General features: G+C 40.0%; 19 protein-coding genes. 6 read left to right on the top strand and 13 right to left on the bottom strand.

Annotated features, from left to right (window positions below; translation table 11 throughout):
* Positions 1–42 precede the first annotated feature (42 nt).
* From B879_RS13905 to B879_RS13860, 10 genes are all read right to left on the bottom strand, one after another.
* Positions 43–633, bottom strand: coding sequence for a porin family protein (locus tag B879_RS13905; protein WP_009185830.1), 591 nt, complete (start codon positions 631–633; stop codon positions 43–45).
* Between the two features lie 75 nt (positions 634–708).
* The gene (locus tag B879_RS13900) at positions 709–1,086 is read right to left on the bottom strand and encodes a response regulator (protein WP_009185829.1); all 378 of its coding nucleotides are present in this window, start codon (positions 1,084–1,086) and stop codon (positions 709–711) included.
* 123 nt (positions 1,087–1,209) lie between these two features.
* Positions 1,210–2,598 (bottom strand): sodium-dependent transporter, encoded by a 1,389-nt coding sequence (locus tag B879_RS13895; RefSeq protein ID WP_009185828.1) that lies wholly within the window; start codon positions 2,596–2,598, stop codon positions 1,210–1,212.
* Positions 2,599–2,637: 39 nt separating this feature from the next.
* Complete coding sequence (locus B879_RS13890) at positions 2,638–3,555, bottom strand: SDR family oxidoreductase (RefSeq protein WP_009185827.1); 918 nt, start codon at positions 3,553–3,555, stop codon at positions 2,638–2,640.
* Between the two features lie 3 nt (positions 3,556–3,558).
* Positions 3,559–4,398: a peptidylprolyl isomerase gene (locus B879_RS13885; protein WP_009185826.1), complete on the bottom strand. Its 840-nt coding sequence runs from the start codon at positions 4,396–4,398 to the stop codon at positions 3,559–3,561.
* A complete protein-coding gene (gene hemC, locus B879_RS13880; RefSeq protein WP_009185825.1) occupies positions 4,395–5,333 on the bottom strand; it encodes a hydroxymethylbilane synthase in 939 nt (312 codons plus the stop codon). Before hemC ends, B879_RS13885 begins: the two co-directional genes overlap by 4 nt.
* The gene (gene rimK, locus B879_RS13875) at positions 5,305–6,237 is read right to left on the bottom strand and encodes a 30S ribosomal protein S6--L-glutamate ligase (RefSeq protein WP_009185824.1); all 933 of its coding nucleotides are present in this window, start codon (positions 6,235–6,237) and stop codon (positions 5,305–5,307) included. The genes hemC and rimK overlap by 29 nt, the downstream gene beginning before the upstream one ends.
* Complete coding sequence (locus B879_RS13870; RefSeq protein WP_009185823.1) at positions 6,234–6,665, bottom strand: ATP-dependent zinc protease family protein; 432 nt, start codon at positions 6,663–6,665, stop codon at positions 6,234–6,236. Before B879_RS13870 ends, rimK begins: the two co-directional genes overlap by 4 nt.
* Positions 6,662–7,813 (bottom strand): DNA polymerase III subunit, encoded by a 1,152-nt coding sequence (locus B879_RS13865; protein ID WP_040400740.1) that lies wholly within the window; start codon positions 7,811–7,813, stop codon positions 6,662–6,664. Before B879_RS13865 ends, B879_RS13870 begins: the two co-directional genes overlap by 4 nt.
* Positions 7,814–7,819: 6 nt before the next feature.
* Positions 7,820–9,019 (bottom strand): GlmU family protein, encoded by a 1,200-nt coding sequence (locus tag B879_RS13860; RefSeq protein ID WP_009185821.1) that lies wholly within the window; start codon positions 9,017–9,019, stop codon positions 7,820–7,822.
* Positions 9,020–9,149: 130 nt separating this feature from the next.
* On the opposite strand from B879_RS13860, the gene B879_RS13855 reads away from it, so the two are divergent.
* The gene (locus B879_RS13855; protein WP_009185820.1) at positions 9,150–9,764 is read left to right on the top strand and encodes a Uma2 family endonuclease; all 615 of its coding nucleotides are present in this window, start codon (positions 9,150–9,152) and stop codon (positions 9,762–9,764) included.
* An 84-nt stretch (positions 9,765–9,848) separates the two neighbouring features.
* Here the strand turns inward: B879_RS13855 and B879_RS13850 are convergent, their stop codons facing one another.
* A complete protein-coding gene (locus B879_RS13850; protein WP_009185819.1) occupies positions 9,849–11,000 on the bottom strand; it encodes a 6-bladed beta-propeller in 1,152 nt (383 codons plus the stop codon).
* Positions 11,001–11,217: 217 nt separating this feature from the next.
* Here B879_RS13850 and B879_RS13845 point away from each other — a divergent pair, with 217 nt between their 5' ends.
* Positions 11,218–11,829: a Uma2 family endonuclease gene (locus B879_RS13845; RefSeq protein WP_009185818.1), complete on the top strand. Its 612-nt coding sequence runs from the start codon at positions 11,218–11,220 to the stop codon at positions 11,827–11,829.
* A 56-nt stretch (positions 11,830–11,885) separates the two neighbouring features.
* Here the strand turns inward: B879_RS13845 and B879_RS13840 are convergent, their stop codons facing one another.
* Both B879_RS13840 and B879_RS13835 read right to left on the bottom strand, forming a co-directional pair.
* A complete protein-coding gene (locus tag B879_RS13840) occupies positions 11,886–12,131 on the bottom strand; it encodes a type B 50S ribosomal protein L31 (RefSeq protein ID WP_009185817.1) in 246 nt (81 codons plus the stop codon).
* 131 nt (positions 12,132–12,262) lie between these two features.
* Positions 12,263–13,132 carry a hypothetical protein gene (locus tag B879_RS13835; RefSeq protein WP_009185816.1) on the bottom strand — a complete coding sequence of 290 codons (870 nt, stop codon included), beginning with the start codon at positions 13,130–13,132 and terminating at the stop codon, positions 12,263–12,265.
* Positions 13,133–13,288: 156 nt separating this feature from the next.
* Here B879_RS13835 and B879_RS13830 point away from each other — a divergent pair, with 156 nt between their 5' ends.
* The 4 genes from B879_RS13830 to B879_RS13815 all read left to right on the top strand — a co-directional run bounded on the left by B879_RS13830 (position 13,289) and on the right by B879_RS13815 (position 18,869).
* Positions 13,289–14,974, top strand: a complete 1,686-nt coding sequence (locus tag B879_RS13830; protein WP_009185815.1) for a hypothetical protein — start codon at positions 13,289–13,291, stop codon at positions 14,972–14,974.
* 43 nt (positions 14,975–15,017) lie between these two features.
* On the top strand, positions 15,018–16,850 hold the full coding sequence (locus B879_RS13825) for an ABC transporter ATP-binding protein (protein WP_009185814.1): 1,833 nt from the start codon (positions 15,018–15,020) through the stop codon (positions 16,848–16,850).
* Between the two features lie 30 nt (positions 16,851–16,880).
* Positions 16,881–17,249 carry a hypothetical protein gene (locus B879_RS13820; RefSeq protein WP_009185813.1) on the top strand — a complete coding sequence of 123 codons (369 nt, stop codon included), beginning with the start codon at positions 16,881–16,883 and terminating at the stop codon, positions 17,247–17,249.
* An 81-nt stretch (positions 17,250–17,330) separates the two neighbouring features.
* Positions 17,331–18,869, top strand: coding sequence for a YifB family Mg chelatase-like AAA ATPase (locus tag B879_RS13815; RefSeq protein WP_009185812.1), 1,539 nt, complete (start codon positions 17,331–17,333; stop codon positions 18,867–18,869).
* Positions 18,870–19,067 lie beyond the last annotated feature (198 nt).

The following is a 19,067-nucleotide window of genomic DNA, read 5'->3' as shown; positions in this document are numbered from 1 at the left end:
AGCTCAGCCTGACCCCTAGGCTGAGCTTTTTTTGATGATTTGTTAAAACAACCGAAAGCCCGCTGATAAAATCAGTTGATTCTGTCTTTGATCAGTCTCAAATCCTACCACGCTTCTTGCAATCCTACCTAGGGAATTTTCAAATTTAAAATCTAAAATTAGGTTACCTATATCTAGACCTATTCCTGCTTGATACCCTAATGTAGAACTGCTATAGTCTAATTCTCGCGCATTCTGTAAGGCATCCTCTAACTTATAATCAATTAAAACTGAGGCTATGGGGCCCGCTTGTATCCTGAAAAAGCTTGCCAACTTAAACCCAAACATCAGAGGAACATCGAGTCTGTTGAAACTGGCCTGCAAAACTTCTTCAGCTCCCGAAGGCATTTGCTGAACGATGCTCCCACCTGTATTTGTAAATAAAAACTCGGGCTGCGCAAAAATGGAATTTCCACCCATTCTTACAAATAGACCTAAATGATAACCTATTTTGTCTTCACCCGAAGTGAACCCCTCTCCATTCAAGGCCAAACTGGATTGGGAAACACCTAGCTTGGGACCTATTGAAAACTCCTGACCCTTTGCTCCAAAGGCAAATATCAATAAGCATATACTAATAAAGAACTTTTTCATTCGGATTTATTTTGAAGGAAGGTAATTAAAAATTCCAACGAAAAAAACGGATAAATGTTAAAAATGCCACTGCAATCAATTGACATTAGATCCCCCCATACCAAAAGCCTTTGCTATACCATAGAGTTCGTAAAAATCCATAGGTTTGGCTAAAAGCCTATCAAAAGAAACCAAGCTTGTGCTCTTGAAATATTCAATATCTCCCGCTGTAAAACCAATGATTGGGATTTTATTGATTTCATCTTTAAGTTTTATCTCTGCCAATAATTGAATTCCATCCATTTTGGGCATCATAATATCTGTGATGACTACATTAAAGTCCGGTTCACTAATTAGGATTTGTAAGGCTTCTTCACCATCATTAGCGGTAAGTACAGTATCATTTTCCTTTTCGAAAATTTTCTTCAAAATAAGCCTGTTAATGGCATCGTCATCTACCACAAGGACTTTCATAATTTATTTTGTTGATGTAGCGCCGCTAAGTTACATAATTTTTAATACAAAATGCATTTTCATGAAGTTCATTGACAAAAAAAGAGAGGCCAATGCCTCTCTTTTTTTTGAAAATTAAAATGATCAACCTCCTTCTTGGGGGGTCCCAAATGCTCCAAGCGTATCCAATAAAACCAGAGCAATCACAATTGGACAAATCCACTTGATGAAGAAAATCCAAGCGGTTCGATAAACACCTTTGAATTTAGGAGCACCGGAAGAAAGTTCGTTTGCGAAATCTGAGATTTTCTTAGCCCAGCCGGTATAGAGTGACAATAATAAACAGATCAATACGACAGCAAATGTTCCGAACAAGAAATCCATGATAGAGAAAAATCCAACTTGCTCGTTTCCTCCAAGTTTAAGGGTAAGTGAAGCAAACCAATTGCCATCAATAGAAGATAAAGCCGATGGCACAGAAAGTATCATGGCTGCAATTCCAATTGTCCAGGCAGCCTTCTTCCTACTCCATTTTTTCTCATCAATAAAATAGGCCACAGGAACTTCCAACATAGATATACTGGAGGTCAACGCTGCTACTAGTAACAAAAGGAAAAACAAAGCTCCGATGAAATTACCACCTGGCATAGCATCGAATACCGCTGGCAATACCTCAAAAACCAATGCGGGACCACCAGCAGGATCTTTTCCAGGTAAAAGGGCAAACAATGCTGGGAACACCATCAAACCACCTAATAAAGCTACAGTACTATCCATCCCCGCAATCCAACCGGAAGATTTGACAATATTGCTATTCTTAGGTAAATAAGACCCAAAAGTAATCATCAGACCCCAACCTACAGACATGGAGAAAAAAGCCTGTCCCAATGCAGAAAGAAATACTTTCCCATTAATTTTAGAAAAATCGGGTTTTAAGTAATACTCTATCCCTGCGCTAGCCCCTTCCAAGGTTACTGCTCTGCCTGCAATGAAAATAATGATAATAAATAAAATCGGCATAAGGAATTTAGCAGCTTTTTCAATACCGCCGGAAACCCCTCCTAAAACAACGCCAATGGTCATCAAAATGAAAGTAAAACATAAAGGCACCACATACATGGGCGTGTCTTGAAATTCATTGAAGTCAACCGGGATATTGATGAGCTCAGTAAAAATGTAACCTATGGTCCAACCAGCAATCACAGAATAATAGGACAGTACACAAAAGCAAACCAGAATACAAAGGACCCCTGCTAATTGCCAGAATTTATTACCTCCCGTAGCTTTGATGGCACCGATAGGGTTCTTTCCGGATATTCTGCCCAAGGCAATTTCATTCAGTAATAAAGGAAGTCCTATTAGGAGCACACAAATAGCATATACGAAAACAAATGCTCCTCCTCCGTTTTCACCAGTCAGGTAAGGAAATCTCCAAATATTTCCCAAACCTACTGCTGAGCCGGCAGCTGCCATAATAAAACCCAAACTGGATCCCCATTGGTCTCTGCCTTGGGTCTCTGAACTCATCGCCATAGTCTATCGATTAGTTGATTTTTAAAGAAAATTTTTTGCTTAAGAATCGGCTAATTTAATTTGTTTTGATAAAATACCAATTCCGTCTGTAAAACTTTTGGGTGAATAGCCCAGCTCATTCATGGCCTTTTTGATTATAAAACCTGTTTTTAAAGGGCGTTTGGCCGGTTGCGTAAAAACCGTAGAATCAACCTCCTGTATGAGAGACTTATTCAAGCCAAAATAATCTGCTGTTAGTATGGCCATCTCATATGGGGTCAACATGTCTTTGCCTGAAATATTAAAAACCCCTGTGGCTTCTTTCTCCATCAACAAAATACAGCCATCTGCAAGGTCTTCTGCCAAAGTAGGCGTTCTCCATTGATCATTTACCACTTGTATACTTTTCCCGTTTTCCAAGGATTTTTTGACCCAAAGAATAATATTCGAGCGGCTCATATCGGCTGCAATACCATATACCAATACCGTCCTTACAATTGCCCATTTTAAATTAGAGGATCTGACCAGCATTTCTGATTTTAATTTGGAGGATCCGTAATAATTGACCGGATCAGGAAGGGCATCTTCATCATAAGGCCCTTCTGCCCCACTAAAAATGAAGTCCGTGGACAAATGGATGAAATGTGTTCTATGAACTTCACAAGCATCGATAAGATTTTGGACAGCATTTACATTTTGCACATCGCATGCTTCTGGATTTAATTCACATTCGTCCACATTTGTCATCGCTGCAGTATGAATCAGAAAATCAGGCTTATTTTTTTCAAAAATAGCTAGGACCTCATCCAAATCAGTGACATCCAAGGATTCCCACTTGAAACCAGTACCCCATTCGTTTGGCAACCTTGACTCTCCTCTGCCTGTGGCAAAAACTTGGTATGTTGACTCTTCTTTTAATTTAAAAACCAGTTTTTGACCCAATAGACCATTGGCTCCAGTGATCAATACTTTTTTCATGGTTTATTTCTGATAGATATAACCAAACTCCTTTTCAATTTTTGTTCTTGGCAATAACTCTACACTGACGGTCATATAGACTTTCTCCTCTGGTATGTCCCTTGGTCCTGTAGGCTCAGCAGCAATTTTATCCAAAACATCCAAACCCTTAATCAACTTGCCAAAAACAGTATATTCTCCATCCAAATGGGGAGTCCCTCCAACTGTGGTGTAGGCCTCAACCTGTTGCGCTGTCATGGGTTTCTCCAAACTGATGCTGTAGAATTTTTCTAAATTGGCCTTCTCCTTCAGCATCATGTCATTCAGCTCGTCAAAACGCTCTTCATCATAAAGTTTACTGTAGGTTTCTTTTAATTCCGCATTACTCGCCAATTGGATGTACTTTAAAAACGTTTCTGAAAGTTGGCGCATATCGGTCACTAACTCATCTTTGGTGTACACTTTACCTTGCACTATGTAAAATTGAGAACCACTGGACCGTCTTTCTGGATTGATGTTGTTCCCTTGCCTTGCTGCTGCAAACATCCCCTTACTATGAATAAAACCAGGCTTGATTTCTGCGGGAACAGTAGGCCAAGCATCTTGTGGCAAACCTTCTTTTCCAAAGACGTCTCCACCCTGAATCATAAAATTTTCTATCACTCTATGAAAATCAGTAGAATCAAACCTGCCTGATTGGGCCAATTCTATAAAATTGTTCTTATGCCTAGGGGTTTCATCAAATAAAACCGCATACATGTCCCCATGCCTGGTTTGGATTTTTATCAGGTAATCTTTTTCTGAGGCGCAAGAAACCAAAAGGCCCATAAAAATGGCCAGAAATACAGGTAAATTCTTTTTCATTTTTTCAATGCGGATTTAATTTCTTTCAATATTTTCTCACCACCACTTTGTAATACCTGTTCTGCCAGTTTTTGGCCAAGCACTACCCCCTCTTCTTTTTTTCCGGTCAACTCATGAACGATCCTTTGTTGACCATCCAAGCTTACAATACCACCTTTTATTTTAAGCTGACTTCCCTCCAATTCTGCCAAAGCGAAGACAGGGATACTACAACCACCTTCCAATACACGCAAGTAACTGCGCTCTGCTACCAATCTATAGCCTGTATCTTCATGGTGACAGGCAGATTGAATCAACTTGCGGACTTGGGGATCAAGGGAAACGGAGGACTCGATGGCCACCGAACCCTGTCCAACAGCAGGCGTAAATTCATCCAAGGATAGTTCGTGGCAAATCATCTCATCATATCCCATCCTATGTGCCCCAGCATAAGCCAAGAGCAAGGCATCACAAAGCCCTGCTTCCATTTTGGCTATACGGGTTTGTAAATTTCCCCTAACCTCCACCGTTTGAATATGTGGATAAAAGTGTTTCAATGTCGCCACACGCCTTGTTGAAGAAGTGCCCAAAACGAGTGGTTTATCAGCATTTCTGTAATCGATGTCTTTATCATGGCTCAAAATGATGTCATTGACTTTTTCCCTTTCCGTAAATGCGATCAACTCAAAACCCTCAGGTAAGGAAGATTGCATATCCTTCGCACTGTGCACGGCAATGTCAATAGCACCAGAAGCCAGTTGCTCTTCAAGTTCTTCTGTAAAAACCCCTTTACTTCCAATTTTTGCTATGGAAACATCCAAGACTTTGTCACCTTTGGTTTCAATGATGACAATTTCTGTTTGCAGGCTAGCAGCCTTTAATAAATCTGCTACATGATAGGCCTGCCAAAGGGCCAATTTACTTCCCCTAGTGCCTATCCGGATTATTCTGTTCATGCTTAATTCTTCTTTTTCTAGATCTTTTTTCGACAGCCTCTTCAATAAATTTCACTATTTCGCCGGCAATATTTACACCAGTAGCCTTTTCTATACCCTCGAGGCCTGGACTGCTATTGACCTCAAGGATCAAGGGCCCACGTTCGGATTGAAGCATATCCACACCTGCAATATCCAAACCTAAAGCCTTTGCTGCGCCAAGCGCAGCCGCTCTTTCTGCTTTGGAAAGTCTGATCACAGTAGCTTTTCCACCTCGATGAAGATTGGAACGGAATTCTCCTTCTGCACCCTGCCTTTTCATCGCACCGACAACCTTACCATTGACCACAAAAGCTCTAATATCTGCACCCTTGGCTTCTTTTATAAACTCCTGGACAATAATTCTCGCCTTGAGACCATGGAAAGCCTCGATAACAGATTGACCTGCCTTTTTTGTTTCTGCTAGAACCACACCAAGTCCCTGTGTTCCTTCTAAAAGCTTAATAATCAGTGGCGCTCCTCCTACTCGTTCGATCAGGGTTTTTTCTCCCCCTTTAGAGAAGTTGGTAAAGGCGGTTTTAGGCATTCCCAAGCCCGCTTTAGATAATATTTGAAGACTCCTGAGTTTATCCCGGCTTCTCACAATAGCCTGAGACTCAACTGCGGGAAAAGCACCCATCAACTCAAACTGTCGGACTACTGCTGTGCCATAAAAAGTAACTGAAGCTCCGATTCTTGGGATGATCGCATCTATATCAATGAGCTTTTCCCCTTTATAAATAATTGAAGGCCCTTCCTGCTCAATAATCAGGTCACACTGGGAATGATCAACCACCATGGCCTCATGTCCTGCAGCCCTTATCGCTTCCATTAGCCTCCTAGTTGAATATAAATGGGGGTTTCTGGATAAAACTGCAATTCTCATTTCTTAGATTTTTTTGATAAATTAATTTCCTGGACATCCACTATAAATCTCCCTTGTAAAAGCTTCCTCCCCAATAAAACCGGGGACCTCATTTTGGCCCTGTCGGTCAGCGTAAACTCTGCCTCAAAATCCTCTCCAAACATAAGGACTTTTGTACTGACTTTATATCTGATTTCTTCCTGCCCGAAGGAATTTCTTACCTTCTTTCGGGTAAAATCCACAGTATGAAGCAACTCACCATTGAACTTTTTGTAGGTCGGATCCAATACAGTAAAATACAGTACTTTTTGCCCATTCTCCTCTTTTTCTTCCCAAAAACTGCAGTGGATGGAGGACGTATAAGCACCAGTATCAACTTTTGCCATTACCTCTTTTAAGCCCCAGCTCGGAATGGATATTTTTTCTTTGCGGCCAATTGTTTTTTTCATGAGGAGGATGTTTGAACAGGCTTCATTATCCTTGTGATTTTAAAACTTAAATCGGTAAACATCACTTTTGCATTGGCATTTCTTTCCAAATGATAATGGGCCGTATTCATCAATTCATAGATTCCCATTAATTTGTTTTCATCCAATACATGTACACCTAATTTGTGTATGAAATCCCTGTCCTGATCTGCACTTCGCATAAGCTGAGGTAACTGTGATTTATCCAACAACACCTCGCGCAATACATTCATACCACTCAAAAGAACCGATTTCTGTGCCTCTTTATCTTTGGTGCTAAATCTCTCAACAAAAGAAAAAATATCATTGACCTGCACCGAGTAGCATGCCCTAAACCAATCTCTAATCATCAGGGTATTCTCGTCTTCTATCTGATCAATCATTTGATAAGCCTCACGCATATTCCCATCTGCCAAAGGCGCTATCTGTGTGGCTGCTTCTCGGGAACAAAAATCTTCCTGAACCAAGTGAGACATGATTTCTTCATCCCTAAATGCCCTGACCATGATTTTTTGGGTTCTTGAAAGGATGGTAGTCAGGAGTTGCTCTGGCTGGGAACTCACCAGCATAAAAATGGTCTTCTCCGGCGGCTCTTCCAAAATTTTCAACAAGGCATTAGCTGCAGCAGTGTGTAAATATTCAGGAGACCAGATAAGCATGATTTTATAGCCCCCTTCAAAAGATTTTAATGATAGCGTTTTGATAACCTGCCTGGCAGTAGCCTTTGAAATGTTGAGCTGCTTTTTTTCAAAACCATTCTGATAAATCCAATCCGAAACATTGCCATAGGCACTATTGATTGCAAAATCTCTGAAAGCAGCAGTGAAATCTACCTTCTTTTTTTCCTCATCCTCTGCCTTTGAATCTCCAGTACCCGGCAAAGGAAAGGCAAAATTCATGTCAGGATGGATCAATTTGGCCATTCTTTGGCAGGAAGGGCAGGTACCGCAGGCATCGTATGGCCCAGGGTTTTCGCAATGCAAATAAGTAGCCAAGGCCAATGCCATTTTGAGGTTGGCAGATCCCTCTGGACCATGAAAAAGGAGCGCATGCGCTAAATGGTTATTCTGAACAGCCAGAACAATCTTCTCTTTTACTTCTTCAAGTCCAGGTATGGAAGAAAATAACATCATCTATCAAGCCTCTTTGTCCCAAATACGGTAATGTCGGGTCAAATCAAAAACCCTTTCCAGTATTTCTTTTTCCTGTGAACCAAATTCTAGCCCCCTCCTTTTCATTACGGCAATGGCCGTTTCTTCAAATTTCCTCATTTGGAAGGTTGAAAAGCCTGCTGCTCCACCCCAAGAAAAAGATGGGATAAAATTACGGGGAAAACCATCCCCAAAAATATTGGCTCCTACACCTACTACCGTTCCCGTGTTGAACATGGTATTGATTCCGCATTTGGAATGGTCACCCATCATCAGCCCACAAAACTGTAAACCTGTATTGGTAAATCCCCCTTTGGTATAATCCCAGATTTTAACTGGGGCATAATTATTTTTCAAATTAGAATTATTTGAATCTGCACCAATATTGCACCACTCTCCCAATACAGCGTTTCCTAAAAATCCTTCATGGCCTTTATTGCTGTAACCAAAGATAACCGAATTGGATACCTCACCACCCACCTTACAATGTGGCCCAATGGTTGTGTCTCCGCGCAATTTAGCCCCCATATTTAGCGTAGAACCCTCACAAAGTGCGAAAGGACCTCGGATCAAAGCACCCTCTTGTATTTCGGTATTTTTCCCAATGTAAATGGGGCCTGCCTCAGCATTTAATACCGCTGCTTTGATTTTGGCTCCTTCCTCAATAAAAATATCAGATGGGTTATAGGTAATCGTATGTGGATCATCTAAGGCTTCAGATTTTCTTCCAGAGGTCAATAATTTAAAATCATTCCTGATTTCCTGGCCATTGAACTGGAAGATATGCCAATTTTTCTGAATAAGGGTAAGTTCCCCGTCAAATACAACAGTTTCCAAGGCCTTGGCCCTGTCCACTTGAAAGTTGGAAGGATCGTCCCCGTGTACAGCCACAAGCACTTGCTGATGAAATAGTGCCTGACCTTTCTTCAAAGATTGTAAGCTTTTCCAAAGGGCTGCTGAAGGACAAACTGCCCCATTGACCATCAAAGCAGGTGCTTCATTTTTGGGGAACTTGGCTGACAAATAATCTTGGGTAAAAAAACCAGGGGTGATCCCGGAATATTTTTCCCATTTTTCAGAAATCTTAAGAATTCCTACTCTAATGGCTGCCACCGGCCTGGTAAAAGTAAAAGGCAGCAGGGCGCCCCTGATGGCAGGGTCGTCAAATAAAATTAGATTGTCCATGTCACAAAAATAAAAATTCTGATGGAAAACCAGCCCATAAGGTTTTAACTCTTGCCTGAATATGAATTAATCCCACCAACTCTCGACAACTAAATGATGAATACTTGGCTTTTTTTACTAAATTAGGGATATGCAAAAGGAGGAAGAAAACAACAACCTTGTCAAAGAGCCCTATACCGAATATGGCCGCTACACCTATGCCGATTACCTGACATGGGAGATTGACCATATGGTGGAACTGATCAAAGGAAAAGTGTTCCGGCAGGCCGCTGCGGCTCCAAGAAGAATTCACCAGGAAATTTCAGTCAAAATAACATCCCAATTATTCGCAACCCTAAAGGGACGAAAATGTAAAGTGTTCTCAGCACCCTTCGACGTCCGCCTACCTGTCAAATCCAGAAAGCATGAAGACATCAATACAGTAGTCCAACCCGATATCTGTGTGGTCTGTGATCCGGAAAAACTCGATGATTTGGGCTGTGTAGGTGCCCCTGACCTGATTATGGAAATTCTTTCCCCATCCAACAATAAAAAAGAACTCCAGAATAAGTATGAGGTCTATGAGGAAAGCGGCGTGCTAGAATACTGGATCATCCATCCTTATGAAAAAACACTTTTGGTTTATACCCTTACCGACGGGAAATATATTCCTTCCAGGCTATTTACCTTGGGAGACCAAGTTCCTTCCCGATGTATCCAAGGATTTGTGCTGGATTTGGATGAGTTGTTTGAGGGGTTGGAATAAATAAAATTTATAAAGGTAAACTGTTTTGAAAACACCAATTAATCAAGTGAGATTCCAATACATGGAATCAATTCGATGAAAGAATTATAATTTTTTATGTTTAATAATTACATAATTGTCACCTTCCAATTTTTCAGCATTGCCTTTTACGAATTCATGAAGATTGCTTTGACCTACATTTTTAAAATCTCCAATTTGATTTTGAAATGAATTTTTGTAATCATTTAATAATCCTAAAGCACTTTTAAAAGTTACCAAGTTGTCGTTTTCTACGGTAAATGGAGAGAAATCAGTCACTAAACCATCTAAATCATTCCTGATGTTGCCTATTATCCGGTAAGGTATAAAATCCTCATTCATTATTATGTATTTTGATTTTAAACCACTTTGATTTACCGTCATCCAATAGGTTTTATCTATAGATAGGAATGAAAATATAAACTCAACAATTTGATCATTATTTAAAAAGTCAATTCTCTCTGGTGAGTATGTAATTGATTTCCTTTTTTCAACCGGAAAATTATATTTGCCAAAATCAAATTCAATTGAACGATTTATACTTTTGTCAGCATTAAAAAAAATAATCTCGTAACTAGGGTCTAATTTTATATATTCATAAGTCCCGTCGGATATTTTTTGAAAACCTTGAATAGAAGCATAGTTTATGCCCTCTAAATATTGATTTAGTGTTTTAATGCCTTCAATTTCTGATCCTACTTTTTTTACTATCGTATAATTATCAATTTCCGGGGAATTCCCAAAATAGTAAACTCCAGTAGTTCGATTGGAAGAAAAAATCCTTGGCTGCATATCAATGAATTCCTCTTCCATGAAATTACCATCTAAATCATAGCGGATCACTTTTTTTAAACTCCCATCTAAAACAGAAACACTTTTGCCATTTACCTGAAAATCATTTAAATAAGAAAATTCCTTTGGCCCCATTCCTCTTGGGCCAATTATTTTTTCAAAATTGCCCATATCATCAAAAATTAATACACTACCCAATTCTCTGTCACTAATGAATATATTGTCTCGAGTAAACTCAATCTTCCATGGTTTTACAAAAGGAATGGAGTCTGGAATATCTATGAGTACATATTCAATTTCTGAAAAAAAATCAGAATAGTTTGCAGATTCTGTATTGTCCAGGTCAATAAATATTTTTGAGTAATTTGATTTTTCTTTGTTCTGGCAACCTAAAACCAGAAGAATTAATAAAGCGTATTTTTTCATATTCGAATCTTAAGAAAGAGGGCATTCTCATTCTATTAGAATGCCCTCTACTATTTTCAACTAATTGTATGAAATTACAGAATAATCAACTTTTTTTAGTTATTCTGAAAAAAATTTAAGTGCAATTTGTACAACCATTGAATTTGGAATAATGCCCATCCATCTTTCTCAATTATAATGATGTCATGAATAAAACCTTTTTCCTATCTTAGATTCAATGAAAAATGAGGAAGAAAACAACCTTGTCAAAGAGCCTTATACCGAATATGGCCGCTACACCTATGCAGACTACCTGACCTGGGAGATCGACCATATGGTAGAACTGATCAAAGGAAAAGTGTTCAGGCAGGCCGCAGCAGCTCCAAGAAGGATTCATCAGGAGGTCTCCGGAAGAATTTTTGCAAAATTGTATGCCCTCCTGGAGAGAAAAGAATGCAAGGTTTACGCAGCCCCTTTCGACGTCCGTCTACCTGTCAAATCCAGAAAGCATGAAGACATCAATACAGTAGTCCAACCCGATATCTGTGTGGTCTGTGATCCTGAAAAGCTGGATGATTTGGGTTGTGTAGGTGCCCCTGACCTGATTATGGAAATCCTTTCCCCTTCCAATAATAAAAAAGAACTCCAAAATAAGTATGAAGTCTATGAGGAAAGTGGTGTGTTAGAATACTGGATTATCCATCCTTATGAAAAAACATTGCTGGTTTATACCCTTACCCACAGGAAATATGTTCCCTCCAAACTTTTTACCTTAGGGGACCAGGTACCCTCTCAATGCATTGAGGGCTTTGTGCTGGATTTGGATGAGGTATTTGAAGGGATAGAATAAAAAAATCTCTTGGCTATTGCTAACCAAGAGATTTATTACAGATCAGTAAAGTGAAATTATTTCTTCGCGTACCTTCTGTTGAATTTCTCAACCCTACCAGCAGTATCCAAAATCATCTTCTTACCAGTGTAGAAAGGGTGTGAGTTAGAAGAAACTTCAATCTTGTATACAGGATATTCTTTTCCGTCTTCCCATACGATAGTTTCACTTGTCTCGATGGTAGACTTGGTCAAGAACTTATATTCGCTAGAGGTATCGTAGAACACGACGTCTCTGTAGTTAGGATGAATGTCTTTTTTCATGGTATTACTATTTATCTTTGATCGCTTTTTCCAAATGAGGCACAAAGTTATTTCTTTTTTAAAATGTTTCCAAAATTATCCAAAAATTATTCGATCGAAGGACAAACTTCTTGAATGCCAAATTTTTGAGGTCAGTCTCTGAAATTAAATTGCTGCAAGGCCAACCTGGTTCTGTTCCTGGCATTTCTACGGATTACACTGGACGATATGCCAACCCCTAAATCCACCACAAAAAGAGGTATAATTAGATTGCTCGGAGCAGAGGACTGAAATTCCGGAAAAGCCACATAGGAAATAAAAACAAGGTTGGACACCAAGCTTACAATATCCAAAGCAACGCTCCAATTCTGGGCCCTTTCTGCGCTTTGCAGATAGGATTGCAACTCTGGAAAATCCTGTTTGATCTGGTTGAGCCGCTGCTTATTCAATAAGTTTGGCCCTTCGTAGATATCAATCTTTTCGCCCAGAAAATTCTGTCTGAAATCCATTTTCAAATAAGGCCCAAGTATTTCTTCTTGTCTGATTAAATAATTGTGGTTTTCTAAAAGGCCATTGATCTCTCTGACCCCCTGTCTTTTCATATTGGCACCAATCCCTGTAATCACTCCTCCTCCTAAACTTAAAATCAGAAAATTGGACAATACACGGTTGGGATTAGCAGCATTTTCAAAATTGGAAAATAAATAGGCTAAACCTCCAAGGCCTACACCCAAACCTCCAAAATACAAGGCGTTTCCTGCTACCATGCGGGAATTGACCTGACTAAACTTATTGGCATCCCCTGGCATTATTTCCATATAAGCCCTGACCTCTGAGGCCTTGATTTTTTCACCTTCAATAAAATAAACCGGGTTACCGAAGAAATTTTCTTTCAAAGAAATGATGGGATAATCCGCGTATCGGTTTTCAGAAAAGTAATTAGTCCCCTGACTAAATACTTGAAAACTCCCCGCCATGAAAACCAATAGGGCAAGGAACACAGGTTGAAAAGCTGCTTTCATATGATGATGAGGTTTATAGTTCCAAATTAATGTTTTAATTGGACACTTAAAAAGATTAGTGCAAAAACTAATAAGGTTCATAAAAAGTTGACGAAGCCATCTGCTTTTCTTTTACGCTACTTTTTTTAGATTTACATCTTTATCACTTTGTGCTTTATGAAAAAATTATCGCTTTTTACTTTTCTATGCCTGTTTTTTTTGGGCCAAGAAGCTTTTGGTCAAGGGGCTTATGTTCCTTTTAACAGGGATTACTACCACCTTGTAGAGCGCTATGAGATCTTACATGGGAAAAACAACAGTGCATTTCATACTGGATTCAAACCCTACAGGAGAGATCATTTAGCCGCTTTTTTGGATTCCATTGCCTATTCTGGGGTAATCCGCTCCCGTTCAGACCGGTTTAACCTTGGATACCTCAGCAATGACAACTGGGAGTTTATGGCAGAAGAGCCGAATGATTCTAAAAATCCCGTTTTCAGAAAATTATACAGAAAGCCCTCAGACTTTTATCATTACAGAGATGAAGTATTTGATATCCATATCAACCCTGTAATATATTTGGCAGCTGGCAGAGAGCAGGATGTAGATAGGCTCAGGGTAAGGAATAGCAGGGGTATAGAAGTCAGAGGAAGTATTGACAGAAAGGTAGCTTTTTACACCTACATGACCACTACCCAAACCATCTTCCCTACCTGGATAAAAGACTACATTGAACATAGTGGGGCTGTACCTGGAGAAGGTTTTTGGAAAAGGTTTGAAGGGGAAGGCTATGGGTATTTTTCAGCTATGGGACATGTAAGCTTCAACATCACCAAGCACATTGAGGCCCAAGTCGGTCATGACAGAAATTTTGTAGGAGAAGGTTACCGTTCCATGATCATTTCCGATTTTTCTAACCCCTACATGTTTGCCAAGCTCAATACCAAAATCTGGCGGTTCAACCTGACCAATGTTTGGGCGCAGATGACAGCAGATGTAATTTTCGACGGGCAAGGTAGACCTACAGACGGACGATATCCTCAGAAATGGTTTTCATTTCACAGACTGGGCACCAATATTGGTAAAAAACTCAATATTGGTATCTTCGAATCGGTCATGATGAATCAGTTCAACTGGAATTACCTCAACCCCATAATTTTCTACCGATGGGTAGAACATCAGTTAGGAACACCGGATAAAATCATGCTGGGAATGGATGCCAAATGGAATTTTACCAAAGGTATGCAGTTGTATGGACAGTTTGCCCTGGATGAATTTGTGTTTGGTGAATTTTTTGGGATTGATGGCAAGCAATCGCTGCGCAACAAATACGGACTTCAAGCCGGTTACAAATACATCGATGTGTTCAATATTTCCAATCTTGACCTTCAATTGGAATACAACCAAGCCAGACCTTATACCTATCAGGAGAAATTTGACTTCCAGTCTTTCAGCAATTACAGAACGCCGCTGGCCCATCCTTTGGGCGCAAATTTTAGGGAAGCAGTAGGCATCTTGAGGTACCAACCTTCTCCAAGATTATTTGCAAATTTCACAGGCTTGTTCCAATTTTTCGGAGATGATCCTTCCGAGGATGTGAATTTTGGCAAGGATGTCCTAAAAAACCGTTCTAATCCCAACACGGGGATTGGCCTCTTTGGCAACCGAATTGGTCAGGGTATCGAAAACAGGGTAATCATGGGGAGCCTGAACCTTAGCTACATGATCAAGCAAAATATTTTCCTTGATCTCACCCATACTTACAGAAGAAGAACAGCACAGGATCTAAACGCTCCGGAGGTGAATCAATTCACGCAAGCGGGGCTTAGGATTAACATGATACGGAATGATTTTAATTTTTGAGGCATTAATTCCGTAACTTGCGGCGATAATTTCAAGCCGATTCATGAATACCTACCTCAGGATACTTTCCTATGCAAGGCCATTTAGACGTTATTTCCCCATTTATGTGGTATATACCCTACTGGCAATTATATTTGGATTACTAAATTTCACTCTACTCAAACCTTTGTTCGATGTTATCTTCGAACAGGTAGATCCTGCTGATTTAAGCAAGTATTTGGATAAACCTTCCTTCAGCTTTTCCATTGAGTATTTTTTGCATCTTTTTAACCACTACTTTATCCAAATAGCAGACACTTACGGAAAATTTGGCACCCTCCTTTATGTCTGTATCATCATCGTAATTTCTGTATTCCTCGCCAACCTCTTTACCTACCTTTCGGGAGTGGTTTTAGCAATGGTACGTGCGGAGATTATCAAGAAAATGCGCATGAATATCTTTGAACAGGTCAGCCAATTGCACATCGGTTATTTTTCCAATGAAAGAAAAGGGGACCTGATGTCCAAAATGACCAATGATATCCAAGAAGTAGAAAACAGCATTGTGCAATCTTTGAGGGTTGTTTTTAAAGAACCGGTCACAATACTATTGTACTTCGCCGTTTTATTTTTTATGTCTGTCAAATTGACCTTATTCACCATTTTGATCATTCCCATTTCCGGTGCCGTTATCGGAGGCATTACCAAAAGATTAAAGAAAAAGGCAGTAGAAAGTCAGGAGTCATTGGGACGAATTGTGAATATCTTGGACGAAGCCATAGGAGGAATGCGGGTCATCAAGGCTTTTGGAGCAGAAAAATTTATGCGTTCCAAATTTGATCAGGAGACGGATTATTACTCCAATGTAAACATTTCCATGGCCAGAAAAAATGAACTGGCCTCTCCTGCCTCCCAGTTTCTTGGCGTCACCGTGGTGGCAGGAATCCTTTTATATGGTGGTTCATTGGTTCTGAGTAATAATTCAAACCTAGGCGCCTCAGATTTTATCACTTACATCATCATTTTCACCCAGGTACTCAACCCTGCCAAGGAAATCTCCCGGGCCGCCAGTAGCATTCAAAGAGGGCTCGCCTCTGCCGAAAGGATTTTTGAAGTAGTGGACACCCCAAGTGATATTCAAGATGTGCCCAAGCCCCTCAGAGTGGACAAGTTTGAATCATGCATTCAATATGAAGGGGTTAATTTCAGTTATGAAAAAGAAAAGGTACTGAAAGGGATAGATTTTACACTTTCCAAAGGAAAAACGATTGCATTGGTGGGACCTTCCGGAGGAGGAAAATCCACCATTGCTGACCTGCTTCCAAGGTTTTATGACCCCACTGAAGGGCGGGTAACCTTAGATGGGAAAGATCTGAAAGAGATCGCATTGGAGGATTTAAGAAAACTTATGGGTATTGTCACCCAGGAATCAATTTTATTTAATGGTTCTGTTTTCGAGAATATAGCATTTGGCTTGGACGGGGTGACCGAAAAAGAAGTCATCGAAGCAGCCAAAATTGCCAATGCGCATGAATTTATCATTCAACTGGAATCAGGCTACCATACCAATATTGGTGAAAGGGGTTCCAAATTATCAGGTGGACAAAGACAAAGGTTAAGTATAGCCAGGGCTGTATTAAAAAATCCCCCCATACTGATCTTAGATGAAGCCACTTCTGCTTTAGATTCTCAATCTGAGAAATTGGTGCAGGATGCCCTTAATCACCTCATGACGAATAGAACCACACTGGTAATTGCCCACAGGCTGAGTACCATCCAACATGCGGACGAGATTCTTGTCATCAAAAAGGGAAAAATCGTACAAAGGGGCTCCCATCAGGAGTTAATGGAAGAAGAAGGCCTTTACAGGAATCTTTCTTCCATACAATCTGTTTAATACAATATAAAATTAAAGAATCCCCCACTCATGAAACAATTTAATAAAATAGCACACTTATTGGTCCTACTTTTTTTTGCGGTCAGCTTGGTGTATTTTCTCTCTTTTGATAGTCTTAAAGGGATATTTGGAGTAGAAAGTCTCAGTACCTCGAGTGTTGTATCCTTCCTTTTGATAGGTCTGACCCTTTATCTTATTTCTTGGGGCACCAGTGCTTTACAAGCAAAAAATTTAATGGAGCAGATTGATAAAAAGGAAGTGGAGAAAAGAGAACTAAAGGCAAAAATGTACGACCTTGAACAGGGTATCAAGCTTAAAAACATAGAGCGTAAAATTGAACAAAAAGATCAAGACAAAGATAGCTCTTCAGTAATCCGACCTAGACAAAACTTTAAATAAAAAGAGGGCTTAGTTTAAAATTTTCTTATATTAGGAAACCGCTTTTTGGTTTCCTTTTTTGTTTCAGAAAGAATTTTAAATATGGTAGCTAAAACTTTTGGAAGTGCGGTATCGGGAGTAGATGCCAAACTTATCACAATTGAGGTAAATGTAGGTCAGGGAACCAGTTTTTATATGGTAGGCCTTCCTGACAGCGCTGTTAAAGAAAGTCAACAAAGGGTAGAATCTGCCCTTAAGTATTTTGGGTATCGCATGCCGCGACAAAAAGTAGTCATCAATCTGGCACCGGCAGATATACGTAAAGAAGGTTCTTCCTATGACCTGACCATTGCTTTGGGGATTCTCAAAGCTTCAGAGCAGGTTCAATTCCCTGAACTGGAAAATTATGTCATCATGGGAGAGCTCTCGCTAGACGGAAAATTAAGGCCAGTAAAAGGCGTTTTGCCCATTGCCATTGAAGCTAGAAAACAGGGATTTAAAGGTTTTATTTTGCCCAAAGAGAATGCTACAGAAGCATCTATTGTCAATAAATTGGATATCATAGGTGTTGAGACGTTAGAAGAAGCCATCAACTTTTTAGAAGGTGAGCTTGAAATATCTCCAATGGTGACAGATACCAGGGACTTATTTTTCAATTCTCTTGAAAAATATGAGTTTGACTTTATGGATGTACAGGGGCAGGAAAACATCAAAAGAGCCATGGAAATAGCAGCTGCGGGAGGTCATAATGTCATCATGATCGGCCCACCAGGAGCCGGAAAAACCATGTTGGCCAAAAGACTACCTTCCATCCTTCCTCCCCTAACCCTTCAGGAAGCCCTTGAAACCACAAAAATACATTCTGTAGCCGGTAAGTTGGGGCGGCATGCCTCATTGATTGCGCAGCGTCCATTCAGATCTCCACATCATACGATTTCTGATGTAGCTTTGGTTGGAGGCGGAGGTAACCCACAGCCTGGTGAGATTTCACTTTCCCATAACGGAGTACTCTTTCTGGATGAACTACCTGAATTCAAAAGAACTGTTTTAGAAGTCATGCGCCAGCCATTAGAGGAGCGAAAAGTGACCATTTCAAGGGCCAAAGTTTCGGTTGATTACCCTGCTAACTTTATGTTAATTGCCAGCATGAATCCTTGTCCCTGTGGGTATTATAACCACCCCGAAAAAGAGTGCGTCTGTGGGCCTGGGATCGTCCAAAGATACCTTAATAAAGTCAGCGGGCCTTTATTGGATAGAATCGACCTGCACGTAGAAGTCACCCCGGTAAAGTTTGATGAGATGACATCCACCAGGAAAACAGAATCCAGTAAAGCAATCAGGGAAAGAGTGATCATGGGGAGGGAAGCGCAGGTAAAAAGATTCATAGACAATCCCGAAATCTACTGCAATGCCATGATGCCTTCCCATATGGTAAAGGAAGTTTGTAAAATCAACGAAGCAGGTAAATTGCTTTTAAAAACGGCAATGGAAAGATTGGGGCTTTCTGCACGCGCATATGACAGAATCCTGAAAGTTTCCAGAACCATCGCTGACCTTGCCCAATCACAAGATATCAAAGTCGAACATCTTGCAGAGGCCATTCAATACAGAAGTTTAGACCGGGAAGGATGGGCAGGGTAAAATACCGTACTTACCATGTAAAGCAAAAGAAAACCAATTAAAAAAATATTTAGATGATATTTTTTTATCATGGAAAAGATGTTTTACTTACATAAGTACAATATTTTGCAGAAAAGTTGCTTATTCCATCTTTTACCCGATTTTATGGGTAAAAAACCCAAAAACCAAAAAGTTAAGAGGCTGTCCAAGGACAGCCTT

The organism is Cecembia lonarensis LW9, assembly GCF_000298295.1.
In the GTDB taxonomy this organism is placed as follows: Bacteria; Bacteroidota; Bacteroidia; order Cytophagales; family Cyclobacteriaceae; genus Cecembia; species Cecembia lonarensis.
Note: the sequence above shows the minus strand (reverse complement) of the source record. Positions and strands in the feature narration are given on the sequence as shown.

What these genes read in the sequence shown, in the direction of transcription:
- B879_RS13845 (WP_009185818.1), top strand. Translation starts at nt 11,218, where the DNA reads ATGAAAAATGAGGAAGAAAACAACCTTGTCAAAGAGCCTTATACCGAA.
- B879_RS13870 (WP_009185823.1), bottom strand. Translation starts at nt 6,665, where the DNA reads ATGAAAAAAACAATTGGCCGCAAAGAAAAAATATCCATTCCGAGCTGG.
- B879_RS13825 (WP_009185814.1), top strand. Translation starts at nt 15,018, where the DNA reads ATGAATACCTACCTCAGGATACTTTCCTATGCAAGGCCATTTAGACGT.
- B879_RS13830 (WP_009185815.1), top strand. Translation starts at nt 13,289, where the DNA reads ATGAAAAAATTATCGCTTTTTACTTTTCTATGCCTGTTTTTTTTGGGC.
- hemC (WP_009185825.1), bottom strand. Translation starts at nt 5,333, where the DNA reads ATGAACAGAATAATCCGGATAGGCACTAGGGGAAGTAAATTGGCCCTT.
- B879_RS13855 (WP_009185820.1), top strand. Translation starts at nt 9,150, where the DNA reads ATGCAAAAGGAGGAAGAAAACAACAACCTTGTCAAAGAGCCCTATACC.
- B879_RS13905 (WP_009185830.1), bottom strand. Translation starts at nt 633, where the DNA reads ATGAAAAAGTTCTTTATTAGTATATGCTTATTGATATTTGCCTTTGGA.
- B879_RS13895 (WP_009185828.1), bottom strand. Translation starts at nt 2,598, where the DNA reads ATGGCGATGAGTTCAGAGACCCAAGGCAGAGACCAATGGGGATCCAGT.
- B879_RS13890 (WP_009185827.1), bottom strand. Translation starts at nt 3,555, where the DNA reads ATGAAAAAAGTATTGATCACTGGAGCCAATGGTCTATTGGGTCAAAAA.
- B879_RS13850 (WP_009185819.1), bottom strand. Translation starts at nt 11,000, where the DNA reads ATGAAAAAATACGCTTTATTAATTCTTCTGGTTTTAGGTTGCCAGAAC.
- rimK (WP_009185824.1), bottom strand. Translation starts at nt 6,237, where the DNA reads ATGAGAATTGCAGTTTTATCCAGAAACCCCCATTTATATTCAACTAGG.
- B879_RS13840 (WP_009185817.1), bottom strand. Translation starts at nt 12,131, where the DNA reads ATGAAAAAAGACATTCATCCTAACTACAGAGACGTCGTGTTCTACGAT.
- B879_RS13885 (WP_009185826.1), bottom strand. Translation starts at nt 4,398, where the DNA reads ATGAAAAAGAATTTACCTGTATTTCTGGCCATTTTTATGGGCCTTTTG.
- B879_RS13815 (WP_009185812.1), top strand. Translation starts at nt 17,331, where the DNA reads ATGGTAGCTAAAACTTTTGGAAGTGCGGTATCGGGAGTAGATGCCAAA.
- B879_RS13865 (WP_040400740.1), bottom strand. Translation starts at nt 7,813, where the DNA reads ATGTTATTTTCTTCCATACCTGGACTTGAAGAAGTAAAAGAGAAGATT.
- B879_RS13835 (WP_009185816.1), bottom strand. Translation starts at nt 13,132, where the DNA reads ATGAAAGCAGCTTTTCAACCTGTGTTCCTTGCCCTATTGGTTTTCATG.
- B879_RS13860 (WP_009185821.1), bottom strand. Translation starts at nt 9,019, where the DNA reads ATGGACAATCTAATTTTATTTGACGACCCTGCCATCAGGGGCGCCCTG.
- B879_RS13900 (WP_009185829.1), bottom strand. Translation starts at nt 1,086, where the DNA reads ATGAAAGTCCTTGTGGTAGATGACGATGCCATTAACAGGCTTATTTTG.
- B879_RS13820 (WP_009185813.1), top strand. Translation starts at nt 16,881, where the DNA reads ATGAAACAATTTAATAAAATAGCACACTTATTGGTCCTACTTTTTTTT.